Source organism: Streptomyces sp. NPDC054770 (assembly GCF_053611985.1).
In genome coordinates this window covers 52,562-74,158 of the sequence record NZ_JBSHBL010000007.1, presented here as the reverse complement: position 1 = coordinate 74,158, position 21,597 = coordinate 52,562, and the positions used below count along the sequence as shown (strand labels likewise).

At 69.2% G+C, this 21,597-nt stretch carries 20 protein-coding genes; 16 read left to right on the top strand and 4 right to left on the bottom strand.

Annotation, left to right across the window (positions count from 1 at the left end):
* Positions 1–21 precede the first annotated feature (21 nt).
* Positions 22–717, top strand: a complete 696-nt coding sequence (locus ACWGKQ_RS09310) for a demethylmenaquinone methyltransferase (protein WP_351487518.1) — start codon at positions 22–24, stop codon at positions 715–717.
* A 15-nt stretch (positions 718–732) separates the two neighbouring features.
* Here ACWGKQ_RS09310 and ACWGKQ_RS09305 read toward each other — a convergent pair whose 3' ends face one another.
* Both ACWGKQ_RS09305 and ACWGKQ_RS09300 read right to left on the bottom strand, forming a co-directional pair.
* Entirely contained in the window at positions 733–1,041 is a 309-nt protein-coding gene (locus tag ACWGKQ_RS09305; RefSeq protein WP_453291267.1) for a PASTA domain-containing protein, read from the bottom strand.
* 110 nt (positions 1,042–1,151) lie between these two features.
* The gene (locus tag ACWGKQ_RS09300; protein WP_453291266.1) at positions 1,152–1,688 is read right to left on the bottom strand and encodes a GNAT family N-acetyltransferase; all 537 of its coding nucleotides are present in this window, start codon (positions 1,686–1,688) and stop codon (positions 1,152–1,154) included.
* 98 nt (positions 1,689–1,786) lie between these two features.
* Here ACWGKQ_RS09300 and ACWGKQ_RS09295 point away from each other — a divergent pair, with 98 nt between their 5' ends.
* Positions 1,787–3,070 (top strand): geranylgeranyl reductase family protein, encoded by a 1,284-nt coding sequence (locus tag ACWGKQ_RS09295; protein ID WP_453291265.1) that lies wholly within the window; start codon positions 1,787–1,789, stop codon positions 3,068–3,070.
* Positions 3,071–3,076: 6 nt separating this feature from the next.
* Here ACWGKQ_RS09295 and def read toward each other — a convergent pair whose 3' ends face one another.
* Both def and ACWGKQ_RS09285 read right to left on the bottom strand, forming a co-directional pair.
* Positions 3,077–3,703, bottom strand: coding sequence for a peptide deformylase (gene def / locus ACWGKQ_RS09290; protein WP_453291264.1), 627 nt, complete (start codon positions 3,701–3,703; stop codon positions 3,077–3,079).
* Between the two features lie 324 nt (positions 3,704–4,027).
* Positions 4,028–4,834, bottom strand: coding sequence for a C40 family peptidase (locus ACWGKQ_RS09285; protein ID WP_453291263.1), 807 nt, complete (start codon positions 4,832–4,834; stop codon positions 4,028–4,030).
* Positions 4,835–5,579: 745 nt separating this feature from the next.
* On the opposite strand from ACWGKQ_RS09285, the gene ACWGKQ_RS09280 reads away from it, so the two are divergent.
* From ACWGKQ_RS09280 to nuoN, 14 genes are read left to right on the top strand one after another with little or no spacing between them, the layout of a single operon-like run.
* Positions 5,580–5,939 (top strand): NADH-quinone oxidoreductase subunit A, encoded by a 360-nt coding sequence (locus ACWGKQ_RS09280; RefSeq protein WP_007383963.1) that lies wholly within the window; start codon positions 5,580–5,582, stop codon positions 5,937–5,939.
* 13 nt (positions 5,940–5,952) lie between these two features.
* The gene (locus ACWGKQ_RS09275; protein WP_152885510.1) at positions 5,953–6,507 is read left to right on the top strand and encodes a NuoB/complex I 20 kDa subunit family protein; all 555 of its coding nucleotides are present in this window, start codon (positions 5,953–5,955) and stop codon (positions 6,505–6,507) included.
* A complete protein-coding gene (locus ACWGKQ_RS09270; protein WP_453291262.1) occupies positions 6,504–7,247 on the top strand; it encodes an NADH-quinone oxidoreductase subunit C in 744 nt (247 codons plus the stop codon). Before ACWGKQ_RS09275 ends, ACWGKQ_RS09270 begins: the two co-directional genes overlap by 4 nt.
* Complete coding sequence (locus ACWGKQ_RS09265; RefSeq protein ID WP_453291261.1) at positions 7,244–8,566, top strand: NADH-quinone oxidoreductase subunit D; 1,323 nt, start codon at positions 7,244–7,246, stop codon at positions 8,564–8,566. The genes ACWGKQ_RS09270 and ACWGKQ_RS09265 overlap by 4 nt, the downstream gene beginning before the upstream one ends.
* Entirely contained in the window at positions 8,563–9,432 is an 870-nt protein-coding gene (nuoE, locus tag ACWGKQ_RS09260; RefSeq protein ID WP_453291260.1) for an NADH-quinone oxidoreductase subunit NuoE, read from the top strand. Before ACWGKQ_RS09265 ends, nuoE begins: the two co-directional genes overlap by 4 nt.
* The gene (nuoF, locus tag ACWGKQ_RS09255; RefSeq protein ID WP_453291259.1) at positions 9,432–10,778 is read left to right on the top strand and encodes an NADH-quinone oxidoreductase subunit NuoF; all 1,347 of its coding nucleotides are present in this window, start codon (positions 9,432–9,434) and stop codon (positions 10,776–10,778) included. Before nuoE ends, nuoF begins: the two co-directional genes overlap by 1 nt.
* The gene (locus tag ACWGKQ_RS09250) at positions 10,775–13,279 is read left to right on the top strand and encodes an NADH-quinone oxidoreductase subunit G (RefSeq protein WP_453291258.1); all 2,505 of its coding nucleotides are present in this window, start codon (positions 10,775–10,777) and stop codon (positions 13,277–13,279) included. The genes nuoF and ACWGKQ_RS09250 overlap by 4 nt, the downstream gene beginning before the upstream one ends.
* Entirely contained in the window at positions 13,276–14,646 is a 1,371-nt protein-coding gene (gene nuoH / locus ACWGKQ_RS09245) for an NADH-quinone oxidoreductase subunit NuoH (RefSeq protein WP_453291257.1), read from the top strand. Before ACWGKQ_RS09250 ends, nuoH begins: the two co-directional genes overlap by 4 nt.
* Complete coding sequence (gene nuoI / locus ACWGKQ_RS09240) at positions 14,639–15,247, top strand: NADH-quinone oxidoreductase subunit NuoI (protein WP_453291256.1); 609 nt, start codon at positions 14,639–14,641, stop codon at positions 15,245–15,247. Before nuoH ends, nuoI begins: the two co-directional genes overlap by 8 nt.
* A complete protein-coding gene (locus tag ACWGKQ_RS09235; protein WP_453291255.1) occupies positions 15,244–16,086 on the top strand; it encodes an NADH-quinone oxidoreductase subunit J in 843 nt (280 codons plus the stop codon). Before nuoI ends, ACWGKQ_RS09235 begins: the two co-directional genes overlap by 4 nt.
* Complete coding sequence (gene nuoK, locus ACWGKQ_RS09230) at positions 16,083–16,382, top strand: NADH-quinone oxidoreductase subunit NuoK (protein WP_046726439.1); 300 nt, start codon at positions 16,083–16,085, stop codon at positions 16,380–16,382. The genes ACWGKQ_RS09235 and nuoK overlap by 4 nt, the downstream gene beginning before the upstream one ends.
* Positions 16,383–16,396: 14 nt before the next feature.
* Positions 16,397–18,292: an NADH-quinone oxidoreductase subunit L gene (gene nuoL / locus ACWGKQ_RS09225; protein ID WP_453291254.1), complete on the top strand. Its 1,896-nt coding sequence runs from the start codon at positions 16,397–16,399 to the stop codon at positions 18,290–18,292.
* Between the two features lie 5 nt (positions 18,293–18,297).
* A complete protein-coding gene (locus ACWGKQ_RS09220; RefSeq protein ID WP_453291253.1) occupies positions 18,298–19,869 on the top strand; it encodes an NADH-quinone oxidoreductase subunit M in 1,572 nt (523 codons plus the stop codon).
* Positions 19,866–21,515, top strand: a complete 1,650-nt coding sequence (gene nuoN, locus ACWGKQ_RS09215) for an NADH-quinone oxidoreductase subunit NuoN (protein ID WP_453291252.1) — start codon at positions 19,866–19,868, stop codon at positions 21,513–21,515. The genes ACWGKQ_RS09220 and nuoN overlap by 4 nt, the downstream gene beginning before the upstream one ends.
* Positions 21,516–21,597 lie beyond the last annotated feature (82 nt).

The following is a 21,597-nucleotide window of genomic DNA, read 5'->3' as shown; positions in this document are numbered from 1 at the left end:
CGTGCTGCAAGAATGGCGAGCGTGACCCGCGCTTCCCTGAACAAGCAGCCGCACGAAGTCGCCTCGATGTTCGACGACGTGGCGGAACGGTACGACCTGACCAACGACGTGCTGTCGCTCGGCCAGGACCGGCAGTGGCGGAAGGAGGTCGCCAAGGCGGTCGACGCGCGCCCCGCGCAGAAGATCCTGGACCTGGCGGCCGGCACGGGCACCTCCTCCCAGCCGTTCGTCCGGGCCGGCGCCTACGTCGTGCCCTGCGACTTCTCCCTGGGCATGCTCCAGGTGGGCAAGCGGCGCAACGCCTGGATGCCGTTCACCGCGGGGGACGCCACCCGGCTGCCGTTCGGGGACGACACCTTCGACGCCGTGACGATCTCCTTCGGGCTGCGCAACGTCCAGGACACCGACGCGGCCCTGCGCGAGATGTACCGGGTGACGCGGCCCGGCGGCCGGGTCGTGATCTGCGAGTTCTCGCACCCGACCTGGGCGCCCTTCCGGACCGTCTACACGGAGTACCTGATGCGCGCACTGCCGCCCGTCGCCCGCGCGGTCTCCTCCAACCCGGATGCCTACGTCTACCTCGCCGAGTCCATCCGCGCCTGGCCCGACCAGCCCGCGCTGGCCGGACGGCTGCGCGAGGCGGGCTGGTCGAAGGTGGCCTGGCGCAACCTCACCGGCGGGATCGTCGCCCTGCACCGGGGCTTCAAGGAGGCCTGAGCCCCGTCCGGGGACTCACAGGCTGCTCACCTCGAAGGCGTCCCCGGGCCGGTCCAGCTCCCGTTGCAGCCCGCCCGTCGGTGGCCGTGGGATGCGGGGCTCGCGCACGCCCCCGCCGCCCTCGCCCTCACCGAAGTCGAACCACACGTACACCATGGAGTCCCGCGGCACCTCGGCACCGGGCTGCGGGAACTGGCGTACGACGTAGTCGACGACCGTGAGATGGAACTCCGGCCGGTCCGGCGCGTTGAGGAGCAGGCCCCTCGCCCGGGCGGTCTCGCGCGCGTCCACGGCCATCAGCCCGACCAGCCGTGGCACACGCACTTCGGGTGTTTTGGGTGTTATATGCACAGATGTCACCCCCAGCGGTACTGGAAGGGTAACCCCCGGCATACGGCAGCCGGAAGCGCCAGGTGTCTTTCTGTAACAGATCGTCACTCTCTGTAACTACTCATGGTTCCGTCCCGCAGGCCGAGCCGGAAGCAGAGCGCCTCCTCCGGGAGCCTCGGGTGCGGGAACGTCTCCGTCAGTTCCATCCCGAGGCGCCGGGTGACCGCGACGGACCGCTCGTTCCCCGGCCGGACCATCGCCACCACCTCCGGCACGCCCGCCGCGCGCAGCCGCCCCAGCGTCATGTGGGCCGCCGCCGTCACGTACCCCTTGCCCCAGTGGGCCCGCCCGAGCCGCCAGCCGATCTCGATCTCGCCCCGCGGCCCCCAGTCCGGCGCCCACGGCTGGGCACCGGTGAAGCCGATGACCTGCCCGGCCTCGTCGGTCATCGTCCACAGGCAGAAGCCGAGCTCCGCGTCGTGCCGGCGCTGGCGGGCGGTGAGCTCCTCGTAGACGGACAGCTCGGCGGACCTGCCGCCGTGGAACTCCATGACCTCCGGGTCGTCGAAGACCCGATGCCAGGCGAACGCGTCCTCGTGCGTGGGTACACGCAGCCGTACCGCGGGGAGAGCTCGGTTCACAGGGGCAGCCCTTCAGCAGGGTGATCAGTACCGCTGAATAGACTGCCCATGTCCAGTGCCGGTCGGCACGCGATTTCGAGCCTTGGGGAGACCCTGCCGTGACCGAGCCCCTCTCCGAAAACACCGCCGATGTCATCGTCGTCGGCGCGGGGCCAGCCGGCTCCACGACGGCGTACCACCTCGCCAAGTCCGGTCTGGACGTACTCCTGCTGGAGAAGACGGAGTTCCCGCGCGAGAAGGTGTGCGGCGACGGACTCACCCCCCGGGCGGTGAAGCAGCTGGTCGCCATGGGCGTCGACATCTCCGAGGAGGCCGGCTGGCTGCGCAACAAGGGGCTGCGCATCATCGGCGGCGGCAGCCGCCTCCAGCTGGACTGGCCGGATCTCGCCTCCTTCCCCGACTACGGCCTGGTCCGCAAACGCGACGATTTCGACGAACAGCTCGCCCGCCAGGCGCAGAAGGCGGGCGCCCGCCTCTTCGAGCGCTGCAACGTCGGCGCCCCGATCGTCGACGAGCGCACCGGCCGGATCACCGGCGTGCACGCCAAGCTCGGCGAGGAGAAGCGCGAAGTCACCTTCCACGCCCCCCTGGTCGTGGCCGCCGACGGCAACTCCACCCGGCTCTCCCTCGCGATGGGCCTGCACCGCCGCGAGGACCGCCCGATGGGCGTGGCCGTCCGGACCTACTTCACCTCCCCCCGTCACGAGGACGACTACCTGGAGTCCTGGCTGGAACTCTGGGACCGCCGCGGCCCCCAGGACCGCCTGCTGCCCGGCTACGGCTGGATCTTCGGCATGGGCGACGGCACCTCCAACGTCGGCCTGGGCGTCCTGAACACCTCCGACTCCTTCAAGGAACTGGACTGGCGCGAGGTCCTCAAGGCCTGGTGCGCCTCCATGCCCGAGGACTGGGGCTACACCCCCGAGAACATGACCGGCCCGATCCGCGGCGCCGCCCTGCCCATGGCCTTCAACCGCCAGCCCCACTACACGCGCGGCCTGCTCCTCGTCGGCGACGCCGGCGGCCTGGTGAACCCCTTCAACGGCGAGGGCATCGCCTACGCCATGGAGTCCGGCCAGATCGCCGCCGACGTCATCGTCCAGGCCCACGCGCGGGCCACGCCCAGCGGGCGGGAACTCGCCCTCCAGCGCTACCCGCGCGTCCTCAAGGACACCTATGGCGGCTACTACACGCTGGGCCGCGCCTTCGTGAAGCTCATCGGCAACCCGAAGGTCATGCAGATCGCCGCCCAGCGCGGCCTGACCCACCCGGTGCTGATGAAGTTCACCCTGAAGCTCCTGGCGAACCTCACCGACCCGACCGGCGGCGACGCGATGGACCGCATCATCAACGGCCTGAGCAAGGCGGCCCCGAAGGCCTGACCGCTCCTAGGAGCCGATCGCCTCGATGTTGGCGGCCCGGCGGGCGAAGACGTCCTCCCGCCGGGCCGCCACCTGCCGCAGCGCTTCCTTCCGCTCCCGCTTGGAGAGCCGGTCGAGATACACGCGTCCGTTCACATGGTCGGTCTCGTGCGCCAGGCAGCGGGCGAAATAACCCGTTCCCTCGACGGTGAGCGGATTGCCGTCCTTGTCCTGCCCGTGCACGACCGCCCGGTCCGGCCGCGGCACGTCCATCACGGCACCCGGCACCGACAGGCACCCCTCGCCCTCGTCGAGCAGCCGCCGCCCGGCCGGGTCCGGTGCCTCCAGTACGGGGTTGACGATGTGTCCGACATGTCGGACACCGTCGTCGTCGGGGCAGTCGTACACGAACAGCCGCAGGTCGACCCCGACCTGGTTGGCGGCGAGGCCGGCTCCCTCGGCGATGTACATGGTGAGGAACATGTCGTCGATGAGCGCGGCGAGGTCGGGGCCGAACTCGGTGACGTCCCGGCACGGCCTGTGCAGGACGCCCTCACCGGTCTCGGTGATCCGGCGCACCGAGCCGTGCCGGGCCTCGGGGGCGTGCCGGGGGTAGTGGTCCACGGGGTTTCCCTGGACGAAGACGCGTGGCATCGCGGTGTCTCCTTCGCGGATTCTCGGGCCGCCGCTCCGTGCGAGCGGCCTGCATCGAGCATCCCAGGAGTCACCGGATCACGGGCGGGCCTGTGGAAAACCCTCGCGAGGGCCTGCGGCCTGTGGACAACCGGGAGAAGGGCCCCCGGAGTCCCGGAAAGAGCCAGCGGAGTCCGGGGAAGAGCCGCCGGCGTCCGGGAGGAGGGTCGTCGGCGCGGGGGTGATCCGAGGCGGGGCGGGTACGCCGGAAGGGCCGCTGCCCCCGAGCGGCTGCGGCCCTACCGTGCTTGTGCGATGCCCGAGTTGTCTATCTTGCCCGTCTTGTCAGAGCACCCGCACCGCGCCGGTCGGCGGGTCGTACGACAGCGGGTGCTCACCGACGCCGCTGGAGGGGTTCTGCGCGCCGACGAACATGCCGTCGCCCACGTACACCGCCACGTGGTACGCGCTGCCCGCACTGCCCCAGTAGAGGATGTCGCCGGCCTGGAGGTTGCTCAGCGAGACCTGGGTGCCCTGCGTCGACTGGTCCTGGGAGACGCGCGGCAGGCTGACGCCGACGGACTTGAAGGCGGCCTGGACGAGACCCGAGCAGTCCCACGAGTTGGGGCCCGTGCCGCCGGAGACGTAGGCGTCGCCGATCTGCGCCTTCACGAAGGCGACCACGGCGGCGGCCGAACCGGTAGCCGTGGACGTGCTCGTGGAGCTGCTGGAGCTCGTGGTGGTGGCGCTGAGGGTGGTGCGCTCGGCGCTGCGCGATGCGGCGCGCTCCGCGGCGGCCTTGCGGGCCGCCTCGGCCTTCTTCTTGGCCTCGGCCTTCTGCTTCGCCTGGGCGAGGTCCGCCTTGGCCTGCTTCGCGGCATTTGAGGCAGCCGCGTCGCGCTCGGCCTGGAGGGTGTAGTTCGCCGCGGCCTGCTGCGTGGCGTCGGCGGACTGGGCCACCTGGGTGGCCAGATCGGCCGTCAGGGTGGGCAGTTCGAGCGTCTGCGTCACGGGTTCGGCGGCACTCGCCGAGGCCGCGCCCGCCGCTGCCATGCCGAGGACGCCACTGGCAACTCCGGCGCGCACGGCGATGCTTGTCGTGGCGCTCCGGCGGGGTTTCCGGTGGCTGCGTATGTGAGCGGTGTGGGACATGGGAACAACCGGTATCAGGGGCTCCTTCATATCTACAAGAAACGTGTGCTGTGCCACAGTTGCTCAATCGAGACCGCGAATCCCTCGCGTGTCTTTCTTTATTGACGCCGTAACGGACATTGCGGACGCTCGCGATCAAGCCCGTGATCACGCTCTATCGCTGTTACGTCCGAATTGCCCGCGACCTACCACCGGTCGCGATGGTTGGCCAAGCCCGGTTCTCAGGCGCCTCTCATGGATGTGGCGGAGGTCACGGAACGGTCACCGGGAGGGGTGCGTCTCGCGCGTCCGGGTTCGTGAACGCGTGCACGCGTCCACATCGCCGCCCGGACGTCCCTCTGATGTGTGAATGCGGCTCACTATCAAGGCGTCCGGTCCATCGCGAATTTGCATGCAGGAGAACCCTCTTGATATAGAGACGCCCGCCCGGGACCCCCTCCCGTCTGCGCCGACGATCGAAAATGTCACCTCTGGTGATCGCCTGAACGCTTCGCGTGTGAAGATCACTACTCATCCGACTTCATGATCGATCGTCAGGTGGTGGAGATCACAAAGCTTGTGTAATACCCCGTGTCGCAGATCACAGAGTGGCGGGCATAAGATGCGAGGCAGTTGGGCTTGTGACCTGCTTCACATGTTCGCGATCTTCGCCCGGGACGCGCGGGGTTCGCGTGACGGATGAGGCAGGTGGGGAGCCCGATCCGAACCGCCACCAGTCAGTGCCGACTGAGAGGAGCGAGGAGCGGTGAACGCCTATGCGCCCATCCTCGTACTGGGAGCCCTCGGGGCAGGCTTTGCGATCTTCTCCGTGGTCATGGCCACGCTGATCGGTCCGAAGCGGTACAACCGCGCCAAGCTCGAAGCCTACGAGTGCGGAATCGAGCCGACCCCCACGCCGGCCGGCGGCGGGCGTTTCCCGATCAAGTACTACCTGACGGCGATGCTCTTCATCGTCTTCGACATCGAGATCGTCTTCCTCTACCCCTGGGCCGTCACCTTCGACGCCCTGGGTGTTTTCGGGCTCGTGGAGATGCTGCTCTTCGTGCTCACCGTCTTCGTCGCCTACGCGTACGTCTGGCGGCGCGGCGGCCTGGAATGGGACTGAGGGGCCTTTAGACATGGGACTCGAAGAAAAGCTGCCGAGCGGATTCCTGCTGACCACCGTCGAGCAGGCCGCGGGCTGGGTGCGCAAGGCGTCCGTCTTCCCCGCCACCTTCGGCCTCGCGTGCTGTGCCATCGAGATGATGACCACCGGCGCCGGCCGCTACGACCTGGCCCGCTTCGGCATGGAGGTCTTCCGCGGCTCACCCCGCCAGGCCGACCTCATGATCGTCGCCGGCCGGGTCAGCCAGAAGATGGCGCCGGTGCTCAGGCAGGTCTACGACCAGATGCCCAACCCCAAGTGGGTGATCTCCATGGGGGTGTGTGCGTCCTCGGGCGGCATGTTCAACAACTACGCGATCGTCCAGGGCGTCGACCACATCGTCCCCGTGGACATCTACCTGCCCGGCTGCCCGCCGCGCCCCGAGATGCTGATGGACGCGATCCTCAAGCTCCACCAGAAGATCCAGACCTCCAAGCTCGGCGTCAACGCGAGGGAAGCGGCCCGGGAGGCGGAGGAGGCGGCGCTCAAGGCCCTGCCCACGATCGAGATGAAGGGGCTGCTGCGGTGAGCGACGTGAACGGCCACAACGGGGTCAACCCCGAGAAGGACCTGGCCGCCGACAACCTTCCGGGCCGGCGCGGCCAGGGCGGTGAGGAGATCCGCGTCCAGCGCGGCATGTTCGGCGCGAACAACGGCGGCGACACCTCCGGCTACGGCGGCCTGGTCCGCTCGGTCCGGCTTCCGGGACCGGCCACCCGCCCCTACGGCGGCTGGTTCGACGAGGTCGCCGACGAGCTGGAGGGCGCCCTGGAGGAACAGGGCCTCCTCCCCGAGAACGCCATCGAGAAGACGGTCGTCGACCGTGGCGAGCTCACCTTCCACATCGAACGCGAGCACCTGCCGCGCGTCGCCCGCACCCTGCGCGACGACCCGGCCCTGCGCTTCGAGCTGTGCACCGGCGTCAGTGGCGTCCACTACCTGCACGACAAGGGCCGCGAGCTGCACGCCGTCTACCACCTGCGCTCGATCACCCACAACCGGCTGATCCGCCTGGAGGTCAGCGCCCCGGACGCCGACCCGCACATCCCGTCCCTGGTCTCGGTCTATCCGACCAACGACTGGCACGAGCGCGAGACCTACGACTTCTTCGGGATCGTCTTCGACGGCCACCCGGCCCTGACGCGGATCATGATGCCGGACGACTGGCAGGGCCATCCGCAGCGCAAGGACTACCCCCTCGGCGGCATCGCCGTCGAGTACAAGGGCGCCCAGATCCCGGCTCCGGACCAGCGGAGGTCGTACTCATGAGCACGCAGCACGCAACTCCGCGGGAGACCACCGAGGGCACCGTATATACGGTCACCGGCGGTGACTGGGACGAGATCGTCCAGTCCGCGGCCCGCGCCGACGACGAACGCATCGTCGTCAACATGGGTCCCCAGCACCCGTCCACCCATGGAGTGCTCCGCCTCATCCTGGAGATCGACGGCGAGACGGTCACCGAGGCCCGCTGCGGCATCGGCTACCTGCACACCGGCATCGAGAAGAACCTCGAGTTCCGCACGTGGACGCAGGGCACCACGTTCGTGACGCGCATGGATTACCTGACGTCCTTCTTCAACGAGACCGCCTACTGTCTCGCCGTCGAGAAACTCCTCGGCATCGAGGACCAGATCAGCGAGCGCGCGAAGATCATCCGGGTGCTCCTGATGGAGCTGAACCGGCTCTCCTCCCACCTGGTGTGCATCGCCACCGGCGGCATGGAACTCGGCGCCACCACGATCATGATCTACGGCTTCCGTGATCGTGAAATGATTCTCGATCTCTACGAACTCATCACCGGCCTGCGGATGAACCACGCCTACATCCGCCCCGGCGGCCTCGCCCAGGACCTGCCGCCCGGCGCGGTCGACCAGATCCGCGAGTTCGTGAAGAAGATGCGCAAGAACCTCCCGGAGTACGACAAGCTCGCCACCGGGAACCCCATCTTCAAGGCCCGCATGCAGGACATCGGCTACCTCGACCTGGCCGGCTGCATGGCACTCGGCGCCACCGGCCCGATCCTGCGCTCCGCCGGCCTGCCGCACGACCTGCGCAAGGCGCAGCCGTACTGCGACTACGAGACGTACGACTTCGAGATCCCGACCGCCGACACCTGCGACGCCTACGGCCGCTTCCTGGTCCGCCTGGAGGAGATGCGCCAGTCGCTCGGGATCGTCGAGCAGTGCCTGGACCGGCTCCAGCCCGGGCCGGTCATGGTCGCCGACAAGAAGATCGCCTGGCCCGCCCAGCTCGCTCTCGGGCCGGACGGACTCGGCAACTCCCTCGACCACATCAAGAAGATCATGGGCACCTCCATGGAGGCCCTGATCCACCACTTCAAGCTGGTCACCGAGGGCTTCCGGGTCCCGCCCGGGCAGGCCTACGTGGCCGTCGAGTCACCCAAGGGCGAACTCGGTGTGCACGCCGTGTCCGACGGCGGCACCCGCCCCTACCGGGTCCACTTCCGCGACCCGTCCTTCACCAACCTGCAGGCCATGGCGGCGATGTGCGAGGGCGGCCAGGTCGCCGACGTCATCGTCGCCGTCGCGTCCATCGACCCCGTGATGGGAGGCGTCGACCGGTGACCACCTCTTCTTCGGAGCGCGGTATCAGCCTGGGCATGCCCGAGCTGCCCGCGCCCGCCTACCCGGACGACGTCCGGGCCCGCCTGGAGACGGACGCGCGCGACATCATCGCCCGCTACCCCGACTCCCGGTCCGCCCTGCTGCCGCTGCTGCATCTCGTGCAGGCCGAGGAGGGCCATGTCACGCGCACCGGGATGCAGTTCTGCGCGGACGTCCTGGAGCTGACCACGGCCGAGGTCACCGCCGTCGCCACCTTCTACACCATGTACCGGCGCCGGCCCTCCGGCGACTACCAGGTGGGCGTGTGCACCAACACGCTGTGCGCGGTGATGGGCGGCGACGCGATCTTCGAGACCCTCCAGGAGCACCTGGGCGTCGGCAACGGCGAGACCACCGGCGACGGCAAGGTCACCCTGGAGCACATCGAGTGCAACGCGGCCTGCGACTTCGCACCGGTCGTGATGGTCAACTGGGAGTTCTTCGACAACCAGACCCCGGCCAGCGCCAAACGCCTGGTCGACGACCTGCGCGCGGGCCGGGACGTCGAGCCCACGCGCGGCGCCCGGCTGTGCACCTTCAAGGAGACCGCACGGATCCTGGCCGGCTTCCCCGACGAGCGGCCCGGGGCCGTCGAGGAGGGCGGCAGTGCGGGACCCGCGTCACTGGTGGGCCTGCACCTGGCCAGGGGCGAGGCCGCACCCGCGCGCGTGGTCCATCCGCGCGGAGGCCCGCAAGGGGCACCGCCGGACCGGTCGGCGCACGAGCCGTCGCCGGCCGAGCACCTCAGTTCCCATGACGCACCGCAGGAGACCTCGGCATCCGACCCGTCGCACCCGGCAGGGCCTGCCGCAGAGGAGGGGGAGTGATGACGGTGGCACCCGACCTGAAGGACACCAGCCCCGAGAAGCTGCTCGCACCCGTGCTGTCGGCCTTCTGGGACGAGGACCGGTCCTGGACGCTCGACGTCTACCGAAGGCACGAAGGATACGAGGGGCTCCGCAAGGCCCTCGCCATGTCACCGGACGACCTGATCGCCTACGTCAAGGAGTCCGGACTGCGCGGCCGCGGCGGCGCGGGATTCCCCACCGGGATGAAGTGGCAGTTCATTCCGCAGGGAGACGGCAAACCGCACTATCTAGTTGTCAACGCCGACGAATCGGAGCCCGGGACCTGCAAGGACATCCCGCTCCTCTTCGCGAACCCGCACAGCCTCATCGAGGGCATCGTGATCGCCTGCTATGCCATCCGGTCGTCGCATGCCTTCATCTATCTGCGTGGTGAAGTCGTCCCCGTCCTGCGGCGGTTGCACGAGGCCGTGCGCGAGGCCTACGCGGCCGGCTACCTCGGCGAGAACATCCTCGGCAGCGGACTCGACCTCCAACTCACCGTGCACGCCGGCGCCGGCGCGTACATCTGCGGTGAGGAGACCGCACTGCTCGACTCGCTCGAAGGCCGCCGCGGTCAACCGCGGCTGCGTCCCCCCTTCCCGGCTGTCGAAGGGCTCTATGCCTGCCCGACTGTTGTGAACAACGTCGAGTCCATCGCCTCGGTTCCCGCCATCCTCCACAAGGGCAAGGAATGGTTCAGGTCGATGGGGAGCGAGAAGTCACCCGGCTTCACGCTCTACTCCCTCAGCGGCCATGTCACCAGCCCCGGCCAGTACGAGGCACCCCTCGGCATCACCCTGCGCCAGCTCCTCGACATGAGCGGCGGGATGCGCCCCGGCCACCGCCTGAAGTTCTGGACCCCGGGCGGCTCCTCGACGCCGATGTTCACCGACGAGCACCTCGACGTCCCTCTCGACTACGAAGGAGTGGGCGCCGCGGGTTCCATGCTCGGCACCAAAGCACTCCAGTGCTTCGACGAGACCACCTGCGTCGTCCGAGCCGTCACCCGCTGGACCGAGTTCTACGCCCACGAGTCCTGCGGCAAGTGCACCCCCTGCCGTGAAGGCACCTACTGGCTGGTGCAACTGCTGCGCGACATCGAGGCCGGCAAGGGCGTGATGTCCGACCTCGACAAGCTGAACGACATCGCCGACAACATCAACGGCAAGTCCTTCTGCGCCCTCGGCGACGGCGCGGCATCCCCGATCTTCTCCTCGCTGAAGTACTTCCGCGAGGAGTACGAACAGCACATCACGGGCCGGGGCTGCCCCTTCGACCCGGCCAAGTCGACGGCCTGGGCGGACCGCCCGGAGGTGAACGCATGACCGTGACCACGAGTTCCCCCTCCTCGGGGGGAACGGCGGCGGTCCCGCCGCAGGACCTCGTCACGCTGACGATCGACGGCATCGAGATCAGCGTGCCCAAGGGCACCCTGGTCATCCGCGCCGCCGAACAGCTCGGCATCGAGATCCCGCGCTTCTGCGACCACCCCCTGCTGGATCCGGCCGGCGCCTGCCGCCAGTGCATCGTCGAGGTCGAGGGCCAGCGCAAGCCCATGGCCTCCTGCACGATCACCTGTACGGACGGGATGGTGGTGAAGACTCACCTCACCTCGCCCGTGGCCGAGAAGGCCCAGCACGGGGTGATGGAGCTGCTGCTCATCAACCACCCGCTGGACTGCCCGGTCTGCGACAAGGGCGGTGAGTGCCCGCTGCAGAACCAGGCGATGTCGCACGGCAACGCCGAGTCCCGCTTCGACGGCCGCAAGCGCACCTACGAGAAGCCCGTCCCGATCTCCACCCAGGTGCTCCTCGATCGCGAGCGGTGCGTGCTGTGCGCCCGCTGCACCCGCTTCTCCAACCAGGTCGCCGGCGACCCGATGATCGAGCTTCTGGAACGCGGCGCGCTCCAGCAGGTCGGCACCGGCGAAGGCGACCCGTTCGAGTCGTACTTCTCCGGGAACACCATCCAGATCTGCCCGGTGGGCGCGCTGACCTCGGCGGCATATCGCTTCCGCTCCCGGCCCTTCGACCTGATCTCCTCGCCGTCCGTGTGCGAGCACTGCTCCGGCGGCTGCGCCACCCGCACCGACCACCGGCGCGGCAAGGTCATGCGGCGGCTTGCCGCCGACGACCCCGAGGTCAACGAGGAGTGGATCTGCGACAAGGGACGCTTCGCGTTCCGGTACACGCAGCAGAAGGACCGCCTGGAGACACCGCTGGTCCGCAACTCCCTGGGCGTGCTCGAACCCGCCTCCTGGCCGGAGGCCCTCGAAGCGGCCGCACAGGGCCTGGCCGCCGCCCGCTCCCGGGCCGGCGTCCTCACCGGCGGCCGGCTCACCGTCGAGGACGCCTACGCGTACAGCAAGTTCGCGCGCGTGGCCCTCGACACCAACGACATCGACTTCCGCGCGCGCGTGCACAGCGGCGAGGAAGCCGACTTCCTGGCCGCCCGGGTCGCCGGGCGAGGCCGCGACCTCGACGGTACGGGCGTCACCTACACCTCCCTGGAGAAGGCGCCCGCCGTCCTGCTGGTCGGGTTCGAGTCCGAGGAGGAGGCGCCCGGCGTCTTCCTGCGGCTGCGCAAGGCGTGGCGCAAGCGCAAGCAGCAGCTGTTCTCCCTCGCCACGTACCCCACGCGCGGGCTGGAGAAGGCCGGCGGCATCCTGCTGCCGGCCGCTCCCGGCACCGAGACCGAGTGGCTGGACGCCCTCGCGAGCGGCGTCGGCCTGGAGGAGCCCGGCTCCCGGGCCGCCGAGGCGCTGCGCACCGACGGCGCGGTGATCGTCGTGGGCGAGCGGCTGGCGTCGGTCGCCGGCGGCCTCACCGCCGCCGTACGGGCCGCCACCGCCACCGGCGCCCAGCTGGTGTGGATCCCGCGCCGGGCCGGTGAGCGCGGCGCCGTCGAGGCCGGCGCGCTGCCGTCGCTGCTGCCCGGCGGCCGTCCGGCCACCGACCCACGCGCGCGTGAGGAGGTCGCCGCCGCCTGGGGCGGCTCCGAACTCCCGCTCCGCTACGGCCGCGACACCGGCCAGATCGTCGAGGCCGCCGCCCGCGGCGAACTCTCCGCCCTGCTGGTCGCCGGCGTCGAGGTCGCCGACCTGCCCGACCCCACGCGCGCGCGTGCCGCACTCGAAGCCGTCGGCTTCCTGGTCTCCCTGGAGCTGCGGCCCAGCGAGGTCACCGAGCACGCCGACGTCGTCCTGCCGGTCGCCGCGGTCGCCGAGAAGGCCGGCACCTTCCTCAACTGGGAAGGCAGGGCACGCCTCTTCGAGGCCGCCCTCAAGCCCGAGCAGATGACCCGGCGGCTCCCGCCCACCGACGCGCGCGTGCTGCAGATGCTCGCCGACGCCATGGACGTCCACCTCGGCCTGCCCGACCTGCGCACCGCGCGGGCGGAGCTGGACCGGCTCGGCGCCTGGGACGGAACCAAGGCCTCCGACCCGCTGGAGACGGCGGTATCGCTGCCCAGGCCCGCGGCCGGCGAGGCCGTGCTCGCCGGGCACCGGCTCCTCCTCGACCAGGGCGTCCTCCAGGACGGCGACGAGGCACTGGCCGGCACCCGGCACGCCGCCCACGCGCGCGTGTCCGCGGCGACCGCAGCCGAGGCAGGTGTCGAGAACGGCGGCCTCCTCGCCGTCACCGGGGGCTCGGGCACCGTCGAACTCCCGCTCCGGATCACCGAGATGCCCGACCGCGTGGTCTGGCTCCCGCTGAACTCGGTCGGCGGCGGCGTCGCCTCCGACACCGGATCACAGCCCGGCTCCCTCGTCCGCATCGGCCCGGCGGCCACCGCCGGCGAGGCCCCCAAGGAGGTGGAGGCATGAGCCCGTACCCGTACCTCGCCGCTGAAGACCTCTCCATGTTCGGCCGCGACCCCTGGTGGCTGGTCGTCATCAAGGCGGTCTTCTGCTTCGCCTTCCTGATGGTGACCGTGCTGATCTCCATCGTCATGGAGCGCAAGGTCGTCGCCTGGATGCAGCTGCGCGTCGGCCCCAACCGGCACGGCCCCTGGGGCATGCTCCAGTCGCTCGCCGACGGCATCAAACTGATGCTCAAGGAAGACGTCGTCGTCAAACGCGCCGACAAGGCCGTCTACATCCTCGCGCCGATCGTCGCGGCGATCCCGGCGTTCATGGCCATCGCGGTCATCCCGTTCGGCCCGGCCGACAACGAGATCTCCATCTTCGGCCACCGCACCACGATGCAGCTCACCGACCTGCCGATCGCGATGCTCTACATCCTCGCGGTCGCCTCCGTCGGCATCTACGGCATCGTCCTGGCCGGCTGGAGCTCCGGCTCCACCTACCCGCTCCTCGGCGGCCTGCGCTCCTGCGCCCAGATGATCTCGTACGAGATCGCCATGGGCGCCGCGTTCGCCTCCGTGTTCCTGTACTCCGGCTCGATGTCGACGTCCACGATCGTCGACCAGCAGCAGGGCCGCTGGTACATCCTGCTGCTGCCGGTCTCGTTCATCCTGTACGTCGTCACCATGATCGGCGAGACCAACCGCGCCCCCTTCGACATGCCCGAGTCCGAGGGCGACCTGGTCGGCGGCTTCAACACCGAGTACTCGTCGATCAAGTTCGCGATGTTCATGCTCGCCGAGTACGTCAACATGGTGACCGTCTCGGCCGTGTCGACCACCCTGTTCCTCGGCGGCTGGCGGGCCCCCTGGCCGATCAGCACCGTCTGGGCGGGCGCCAACCACGGCTGGTGGCCGATGCTCTGGTTCATCGCCAAGGTCGTCCTGCTGCTGTTCGGCTTCGTCTGGGTGCGCGGCACACTCCCGCGCGTGCGCTACGACCAGCTGATGAAGCTCGGCTGGAAGGTCCTCATCCCGGTCTCCGTCGTCTGGCTGATGCTCGTCGCGACCGTCCGGACCCTGCGCAACCAGAACTACGACTTCGCCGACATCGCCCTCTACGTCGGCGGCGGAGTCCTCGCCCTGCTGCTCCTGTCCTTCGTCGTCGACATCTTCCGCGACAAGGGCAGGGAAGCCCCGCAGCCCGCGGCCGAGGAGGCCGCGTTCGACCCGATGGCGGGCGGCTTCCCCGTACCGCCGCTGCCCGGACAGGAACTGCCGCCGGTACCCCGGCGCAGCCCCCGCCGGGAGCGGGAGCTGATTGTCAGTGGCGGACCGGACACTGTCAGTGACGGACCTACGGATGGAAAGGAGGCGTCCGATGGCTGAGGAGCCCAAGGAGACCAAGCCCGGTTTCCAGAACCCCGTGGCCGGCTTCGGCGTGACCTTCAAGGCCATGTTCAAGAAGCGGCTGACCGAGCAGTACCCGGAGCAGAAGAAGACCACGGCTCCGCGGTTCCACGGACGGCACCAGCTCAACCGCCATCCGGACGGCCTGGAGAAGTGCATCGGCTGCGAGCTGTGCGCCTGGGCCTGCCCCGCCGACGCCATCTACGTGGAGGGCGCCGACAACACCGACGAGGAGCGTTACTCGCCGGGCGAGCGCTACGGCCGCGTCTACCAGATCAACTACGCCCGCTGCATCCTGTGCGGCCTGTGCATCGAGGCGTGCCCCACGCGCGCGCTGACGATGACCAACGAGTTCGAACTGGCCGACAGCAGCCGCGCGAACCTCATCTACACCAAGGAGCAGCTGCTCGCCGGTCTGGAAGAGGGCATGGTCGACACCCCGCACTCGATCTTCCCGGGGACCGACGAACAGGACTACTACCGGGGCCTGGTCACCGAGGCCGCGCCCGGGACCGTACGCCAGGTGGCCGTCTCCAAGGGTGAGAAGCCCGAGGAGCAGGACCAGGGGGTGGACGCATGAGCCCGCAGCTCGCCGCCTACGCCACCTCCACCGGTGAGGCCTTCCAGTTCTGGGTCCTCGGCACCGTCGCGGTGATCGGCGCCCTGTCCACCGTCTTCATGAAGAGGGCCGTGCACAGCGCGCTGTCGCTCGCCGGAACCATGATCGTCCTGGCGGTGTTCTACCTCGCCAACGGCGCCTACTTCCTCGGCATCGTGCAGATCGTCGTCTATACCGGCGCGATCATGATGCTGTTCCTCTTCGTGGTGATGCTGGTCGGCGTGACCGCCGCCGACTCCCTGAAGGAGACCATCAAGGGCCAGCGCTGGCTGGCCCTGCTGTGCGGGGTCGGCTTCGGCGTCCTGCTCCTCGCGGGCATCGCCAACGCCTCCCTGAAGGACTTCGCGGGCACCGGCCAGGCCAACGCCAACGGCAACGTGCAGGGCCTCGCCGCCCTCATCTTCACCAAGTACGTCTTCGCCTTCGAAATCACCGGCGCCCTGCTCATCACCGCCGCCATCGGCGCCATGGTGCTCACCCACCGGGAGCGCACCGAGCGACCCAAGACCCAGCGCGAGCAGTCCGAGCAGCGCGTCCGCGACGGCAAGCACCTGCCGCCGCTGCCCGCCCCCGGCGTCTACGCCCGGCACAACGCCGTGGACATCGCCGGCCTGCTCCCCGACGGCACCCCGTCCGAGCTCACCGTCAGCAAGACGCTCCGCGACCGCGGCCAGATGCGTGACGTGTCCGCGGAGGCACTGGGCGACCTGCGGGCCCTGGAACAGCGCTCCGAGGAACGCCTGGAGCGGACCCCGGTCGAGCCCGCGCACTTCAAGCGCAGCGAGGAGGCGTCGAAGTGAACCCCGTCTACTACCTCTACCTCGCCGCCCTGTTGTTCACCATCGGCGCCACCGGTGTGCTGATCAGACGGAACGCGATCGTCGTCTTCATGTGCATCGAACTGATGCTGAACGCCTGCAACCTCGCGTTCGTCGTCTTCTCCCGGATGCACGGCAACCTCGACGGCCAGATCATCGCCTTCTTCACGATGGTCGTCGCCGCCGCGGAGGTCGTGGTCGGGCTCGCGATCATCGTGTCGCTGTTCCGTACCCGCCACTCGGCCTCGGTCGACGACGCCAGCCTGATGAAGCTGTAAGGGGTCGCTGAATCGTGGAGAACCTGATTGCGCTGCTGATCGCGGCGCCCCTGCTCGGAGCGGCCGTCCTCCTGGTCGGCGGCCGCCGGCTGGACGCCGTAGGACACTGGATCGGCACACTCCTGTCGACGACGTCCTTCGTGTTCGGTGTCATCCTCTTCGCCGACCTGCTCGGCAGGAACGCCGACGACCGCACCCTGATGCAGCACCTGTACACCTGGGTCCCGGTGGCCGGCTTCCAGGCGGACGTCACCTTCCGCCTCGACCAGCTGTCGATGACGTTCGTCCTGCTGATCACCGGCGTCGGCTCGCTCATCCACCTGTACTCGGTCGGGTACATGGAGCACGACGAGCGCCGCCGCCGCTTCTTCGGCTACCTCAACCTGTTCCTCGCGGCGATGCTGCTGCTCGTCCTCGCCGACAACTACCTGCTGCTGTACGTCGGCTGGGAGGGCGTCGGTCTCGCCTCGTACCTGCTGATCGGCTTCTGGCAGCACAAGCCCAGCGCGGCGACCGCGGCCAAGAAGGCCTTCCTCGTCAACCGCGTCGGCGACATGGGCCTGTCGATCGCGATCATGCTGATGTTCACGACGTTCGGCACGTTCGCCTTCGGCCCGGTCCTCAGCCACGCCACCGACGCCTCCCAGGGCAGGCTCACCGCGATCGGCCTGATGCTGCTGCTCGCCGCCTGCGGCAAGTCCGCCCAGGTGCCGCTGCAGTCCTGGCTCGGGGACGCCATGGAAGGCCCCACCCCGGTCTCCGCCCTCATCCACGCGGCGACCATGGTGACCGCGGGCGTCTACCTCATCGTCCGCTCCGGAGCGATCTTCAACGCGGCCCCCGACGCCCAGCTGGTCGTCACCGTCGTCGGCGCCGTCACCCTCCTCTTCGGTGCGATCGTCGGTTGCGCGAAGGACGACATCAAGAAGGCCCTCGCCGGCTCGACCATGTCGCAGATCGGCTACATGGTGCTCGCCGCCGGCCTCGGCCCGATCGGCTACGTCTTCGCGATCATGCACCTGGTGACGCACGGCTTCTTCAAGGCCGGCCTGTTCCTCGGCGCCGGTTCCGTCATGCACGGCATGAACGACGAGGTCGACATGCGCAAGTACGGCGGCCTCCGCAAGTACATGCCCGTCACCTTCATCACCTTCGGCCTCGGCTACCTCGCCATCATCGGCTTCCCGGGCCTGTCCGGCTTCTTCTCCAAGGACAAGATCATCGAGGCGGCGTTCGCCAAGGGCGGCACCGAGGGCTGGATCCTCGGCACCTGCGCCCTCGTCGGCGCGGCCATCACCGCCTTCTACATGACGCGCGTGATGCTGATGACGTTCTTCGGCGAGAAGCGCTGGCAGCCCGACGAGCACGGCCACGAGCCGCACCCGCACGAGTCCCCGAAGGTCATGACCATCCCGATGATCGTCCTGGCGATCGGCTCGGTCTTCGCCGGCGGCTTCTTCAGCATCGGCGACCGCTTCCTGCACTGGCTGGAGCCGATCACCGGCCACAGCGAGGGCAACTCCCCGATCAGCGCGGGCACCGTCACCGGCGCCACCATGGTCTGCCTGATCATCGGCGTCGGTATCGCCTACCTCCAGTACGGACGCCGTCCCGTCCCCGCCATCGCCCCGCGCGGTTCGCTGCTCACCCGCGCGGCCCGCCGCGACCTCCTCCAGGACGACTTCAACCACGTCGTACTGGTCCGCGGCGGCGAACACCTCACCCGCTCCCTTGTATATGTCGACCACACCCTGGTTGACGGCGTCGTCAACGGCACGGCGGCGGGCTTCGGCGGACTCTCCGGCCGACTGCGCAAGCTCCAGAACGGCTACGCGCGCTCGTACGCGGTCTCGATGTTCGGCGGCGCTGCCCTCCTGGTCGCCGCGACCCTGCTGATGAGGGCGGTCTGATACCGATGTCCTTTCCTCTGCTGACAGCGACGGCGGTCCTCCCGGCCGTCGGCGCGGTCGCCACGGCCGCCGTACCGGCCGCCCGGCGCACCGCCGCCAAATGGCTCGCGCTGCTGGTCTCGCTCGCCACGCTCGCCCTGGCGATCGTCGTCATGGTCCGCTTCGACCCCGGCGGCGCCCGCTACCAGCTCACCGAATCCCACGCCTGGATCAGTGACTTCGGCGTCCGCTACGAACTGGGCGTCGACGGCATCGCGGTCGCCCTGCTGGCCCTGACCGCCCTGCTGATGCCGTTCATCATCCTGGCCGGCTGGAACGACGCCGACCCGCTGGAGACCGGCAGCAAGCGGTGGCGGCCCACCCAGGGCTTCTTCGCCCTGATCCTGGCCGTCGAGGCGATGGTGATCATCTCCTTCGAGGCCACCGACGTCTTCCTCTTCTACATCTTCTTCGAAGCCATGCTCATCCCGATGTACTTCCTCATCGGCGGCTTCGGAGACCGCGCCCACGCACAGGGCGAGGAGGCCGCGTCGACGCAACGGTCGTACGCCGCCGTGAAGTTCCTCCTCTACAACCTGGTCGGCGGCCTGATCATGCTGGCCGCGGTGATCGGCCTCTACACGGTCTCCGGGAACTTCTCCCTCGCCGAGATCGCGCAGGCCCGCGCCAACGGCACGCTGCACATGGCCACCAGCACCGAACGCTGGCTGTTCCTCGGCTTCTTCTTCGCCTTCGCGGTGAAGGCGCCGCTGTGGCCGCTGCACACCTGGCTGCCCAACGCCATGCAGGAGTCCACCGCCCCCGTCGCCGTCCTCATCACCGCGGTCGTCGACAAGGTGGGCACGTTCGCGATGCTCCGCTTCTGCCTCCAGCTCTTCCCGGAGGCGTCGAAGTGGGCGACGCCCACCATCCTGGTCCTCGCCCTGATCAGCATCATCTACGGCGCACTGCTCGCCGTCGGGCAGCGTGACATCAAGCGCCTGGTCGCCTACGCGTCCATCTCGCACTTCGGGTTCATCATCCTGGGCATCTTCGCGATGACCAGCCAGGGCCAGTCCGGCGCCACCCTCTACATGGTCAACCACGGCATCTCCACCGCCGCGCTGATGCTGGTCGCCGGCTTCCTGATCTCCCGGCGCGGCTCCCGGCTCATCGCCGACTACGGCGGTGTGCAGAAGGTCGCCCCGGTACTCGCCGGCACCTTCCTGATCGGCGGCCTGGCCACGCTGTCCCTGCCCGGACTCGCCCCCTTCGTGAGCGAGTTCCTGGTCCTGGTCGGCACGTTCACGCGCTACCCGGCGATCGGCATCATCGCCACCTTCGGCATCGTCCTCGCCGCGCTCTACACCCTCGTCCTCTACCAGCGGACGATGACGGGCCCGGTGAAACCGGCGGTCGCCAAGATGCCCGACCTGAAGCCACGCGAACTCCTCGTGGTCACCCCGCTGATCGTCCTGCTGATCTTCCTGGGCGTCTATCCGAAGCCCGTCACGGACATCGTCAACCCGGCGGTCAAGCAGACCATGTCCGACGTACACAAGACCGACCCGAAGCCCGCAGTGGAGGCGGCCAAGTGAGCGCAGCAGCCGTCCACAGCCTGTGGACAACCGCGGCCGACCCGATCTCCAAGATCGACGCGCCGAAGATCGAATACGGGCAGTTGTCGCCCACCCTGATCGTCGTCGGCGCGGCGATCGTCGGGGTGCTGGTCGAGGCGTTCATCCCGCGCAAGTCCCGCTACTACGCCCAGGTGTTCGTCTCCGCCGTGGCCCTGTGCGCTGCCTTCGCGGCAGTCGTCGCCCTGGCCGCCGACGGATACGGCACCACCAAGGCACACATCGCCGCCATGGGCGCCATCGCCGTCGACGGGCCCTCCCTGTTCCTCCAGGGCACGATCCTGCTGGCCGGCCTCGTCGGCCTGTTCACCTTCGCCGAACGCCGCCTCGACCCCGAGACCCACGGCAACCGCGTCGACTCCTTCGCCGCCCAGGCCGCCTCCGTGCCCGGCAGCGACAGCGAGCAGGCCGCGGTGAAGGCCGGCTTCACCACCACCGAGGTCTTCCCGCTCCTGCTCTTCGCCGTCGCCGGCATGCTGGTGTTCCCCTCGGCCAACGACCTGCTGACGCTCTTCGTGGCCCTGGAGGTCTTCTCACTCCCGCTCTACCTGCTGTGCGCGCTGGCCCGCCGCAAGCGCCTCATGTCACAGGAAGCCGCCGTCAAGTACTTCCTGCTCGGCGCCTTCGCCTCCGCGTTCACCCTGTTCGGCATCGCCCTGCTCTACGGCTACGCCGGCTCGGTGTCGTACGCCACCATCGCCCAGGTCGTCGACGGCTCCGTCACCAGCGTCGACCCCGCCCTCGCCAACACCATGGGCAACGACGCGCTGCTCCTGATCGGCGCCGCGATGGTCGTCATGGGCCTGCTCTTCAAGGTCGGCGCCGTCCCCTTCCACATGTGGACCCCCGACGTCTACCAGGGCGCCCCCACCCCGGTGACCGGCTTCATGGCGGCCGCCACCAAGGTCGCCGCCTTCGGCGCACTGCTCCGCCTGCTGTACGTGGTCCTGCCCGGCATGCGCTGGGACTGGCGGCCCGTCATGTGGGGCGTCGCGATCATCACCATGCTGGGCGGCGCGATCGTCGCGATCACCCAGACCGACATCAAGCGGCTCCTCGCGTACTCGTCGATCGCGCACGCCGGATTCATTCTCGCCGGTGTCATCGCGACCTCGAAGGACGGCGTGTCGTCGGTCCTCTTCTACCTGGCCGCGTACTCCTTCGTGACCATCGGCGCGTTCGCCGTCGTCACCCTCGTACGCGACGCGGGCGGCGAGGCCACCCACCTGTCCAAGTGGGCGGGGCTCGGCCGCCGCTCACCCCTGGTCGCGGCCGTCTTCGCCGTGTTCCTGCTGGCCTTCGCGGGCATCCCGCTGACCTCCGGCTTCGCCGGGAAGTTCGCCGTGTTCAAGGCGGCCGCAGAGGGCGGAGCGGTCCCGCTGGTCGTGATCGGTGTGATCTCGTCCGCGATCGCCGCGTTCTTCTACATCCGTGTGATCGTGCTGATGTTCTTCAGCGAGCCGAGGCCCGACGGACCGACGGTCGCCGTGCCGTCACCGCTCACCATGGCCGCGATCGGCCTCGGCGTCGCCGTCACCCTGGTGCTCGGCGTCGCACCGCAGTACTTCCTGAACCTGGCGAGCCAGGCCGGAGTGTTCGTGCGCTGAGCCGCCCGGTACGACCGTGGACCCCGGTTCCTCGCCGAGGAGCCGGGGTCCACGCGCGCGTGCGCGGCCCGGGACCACGGGC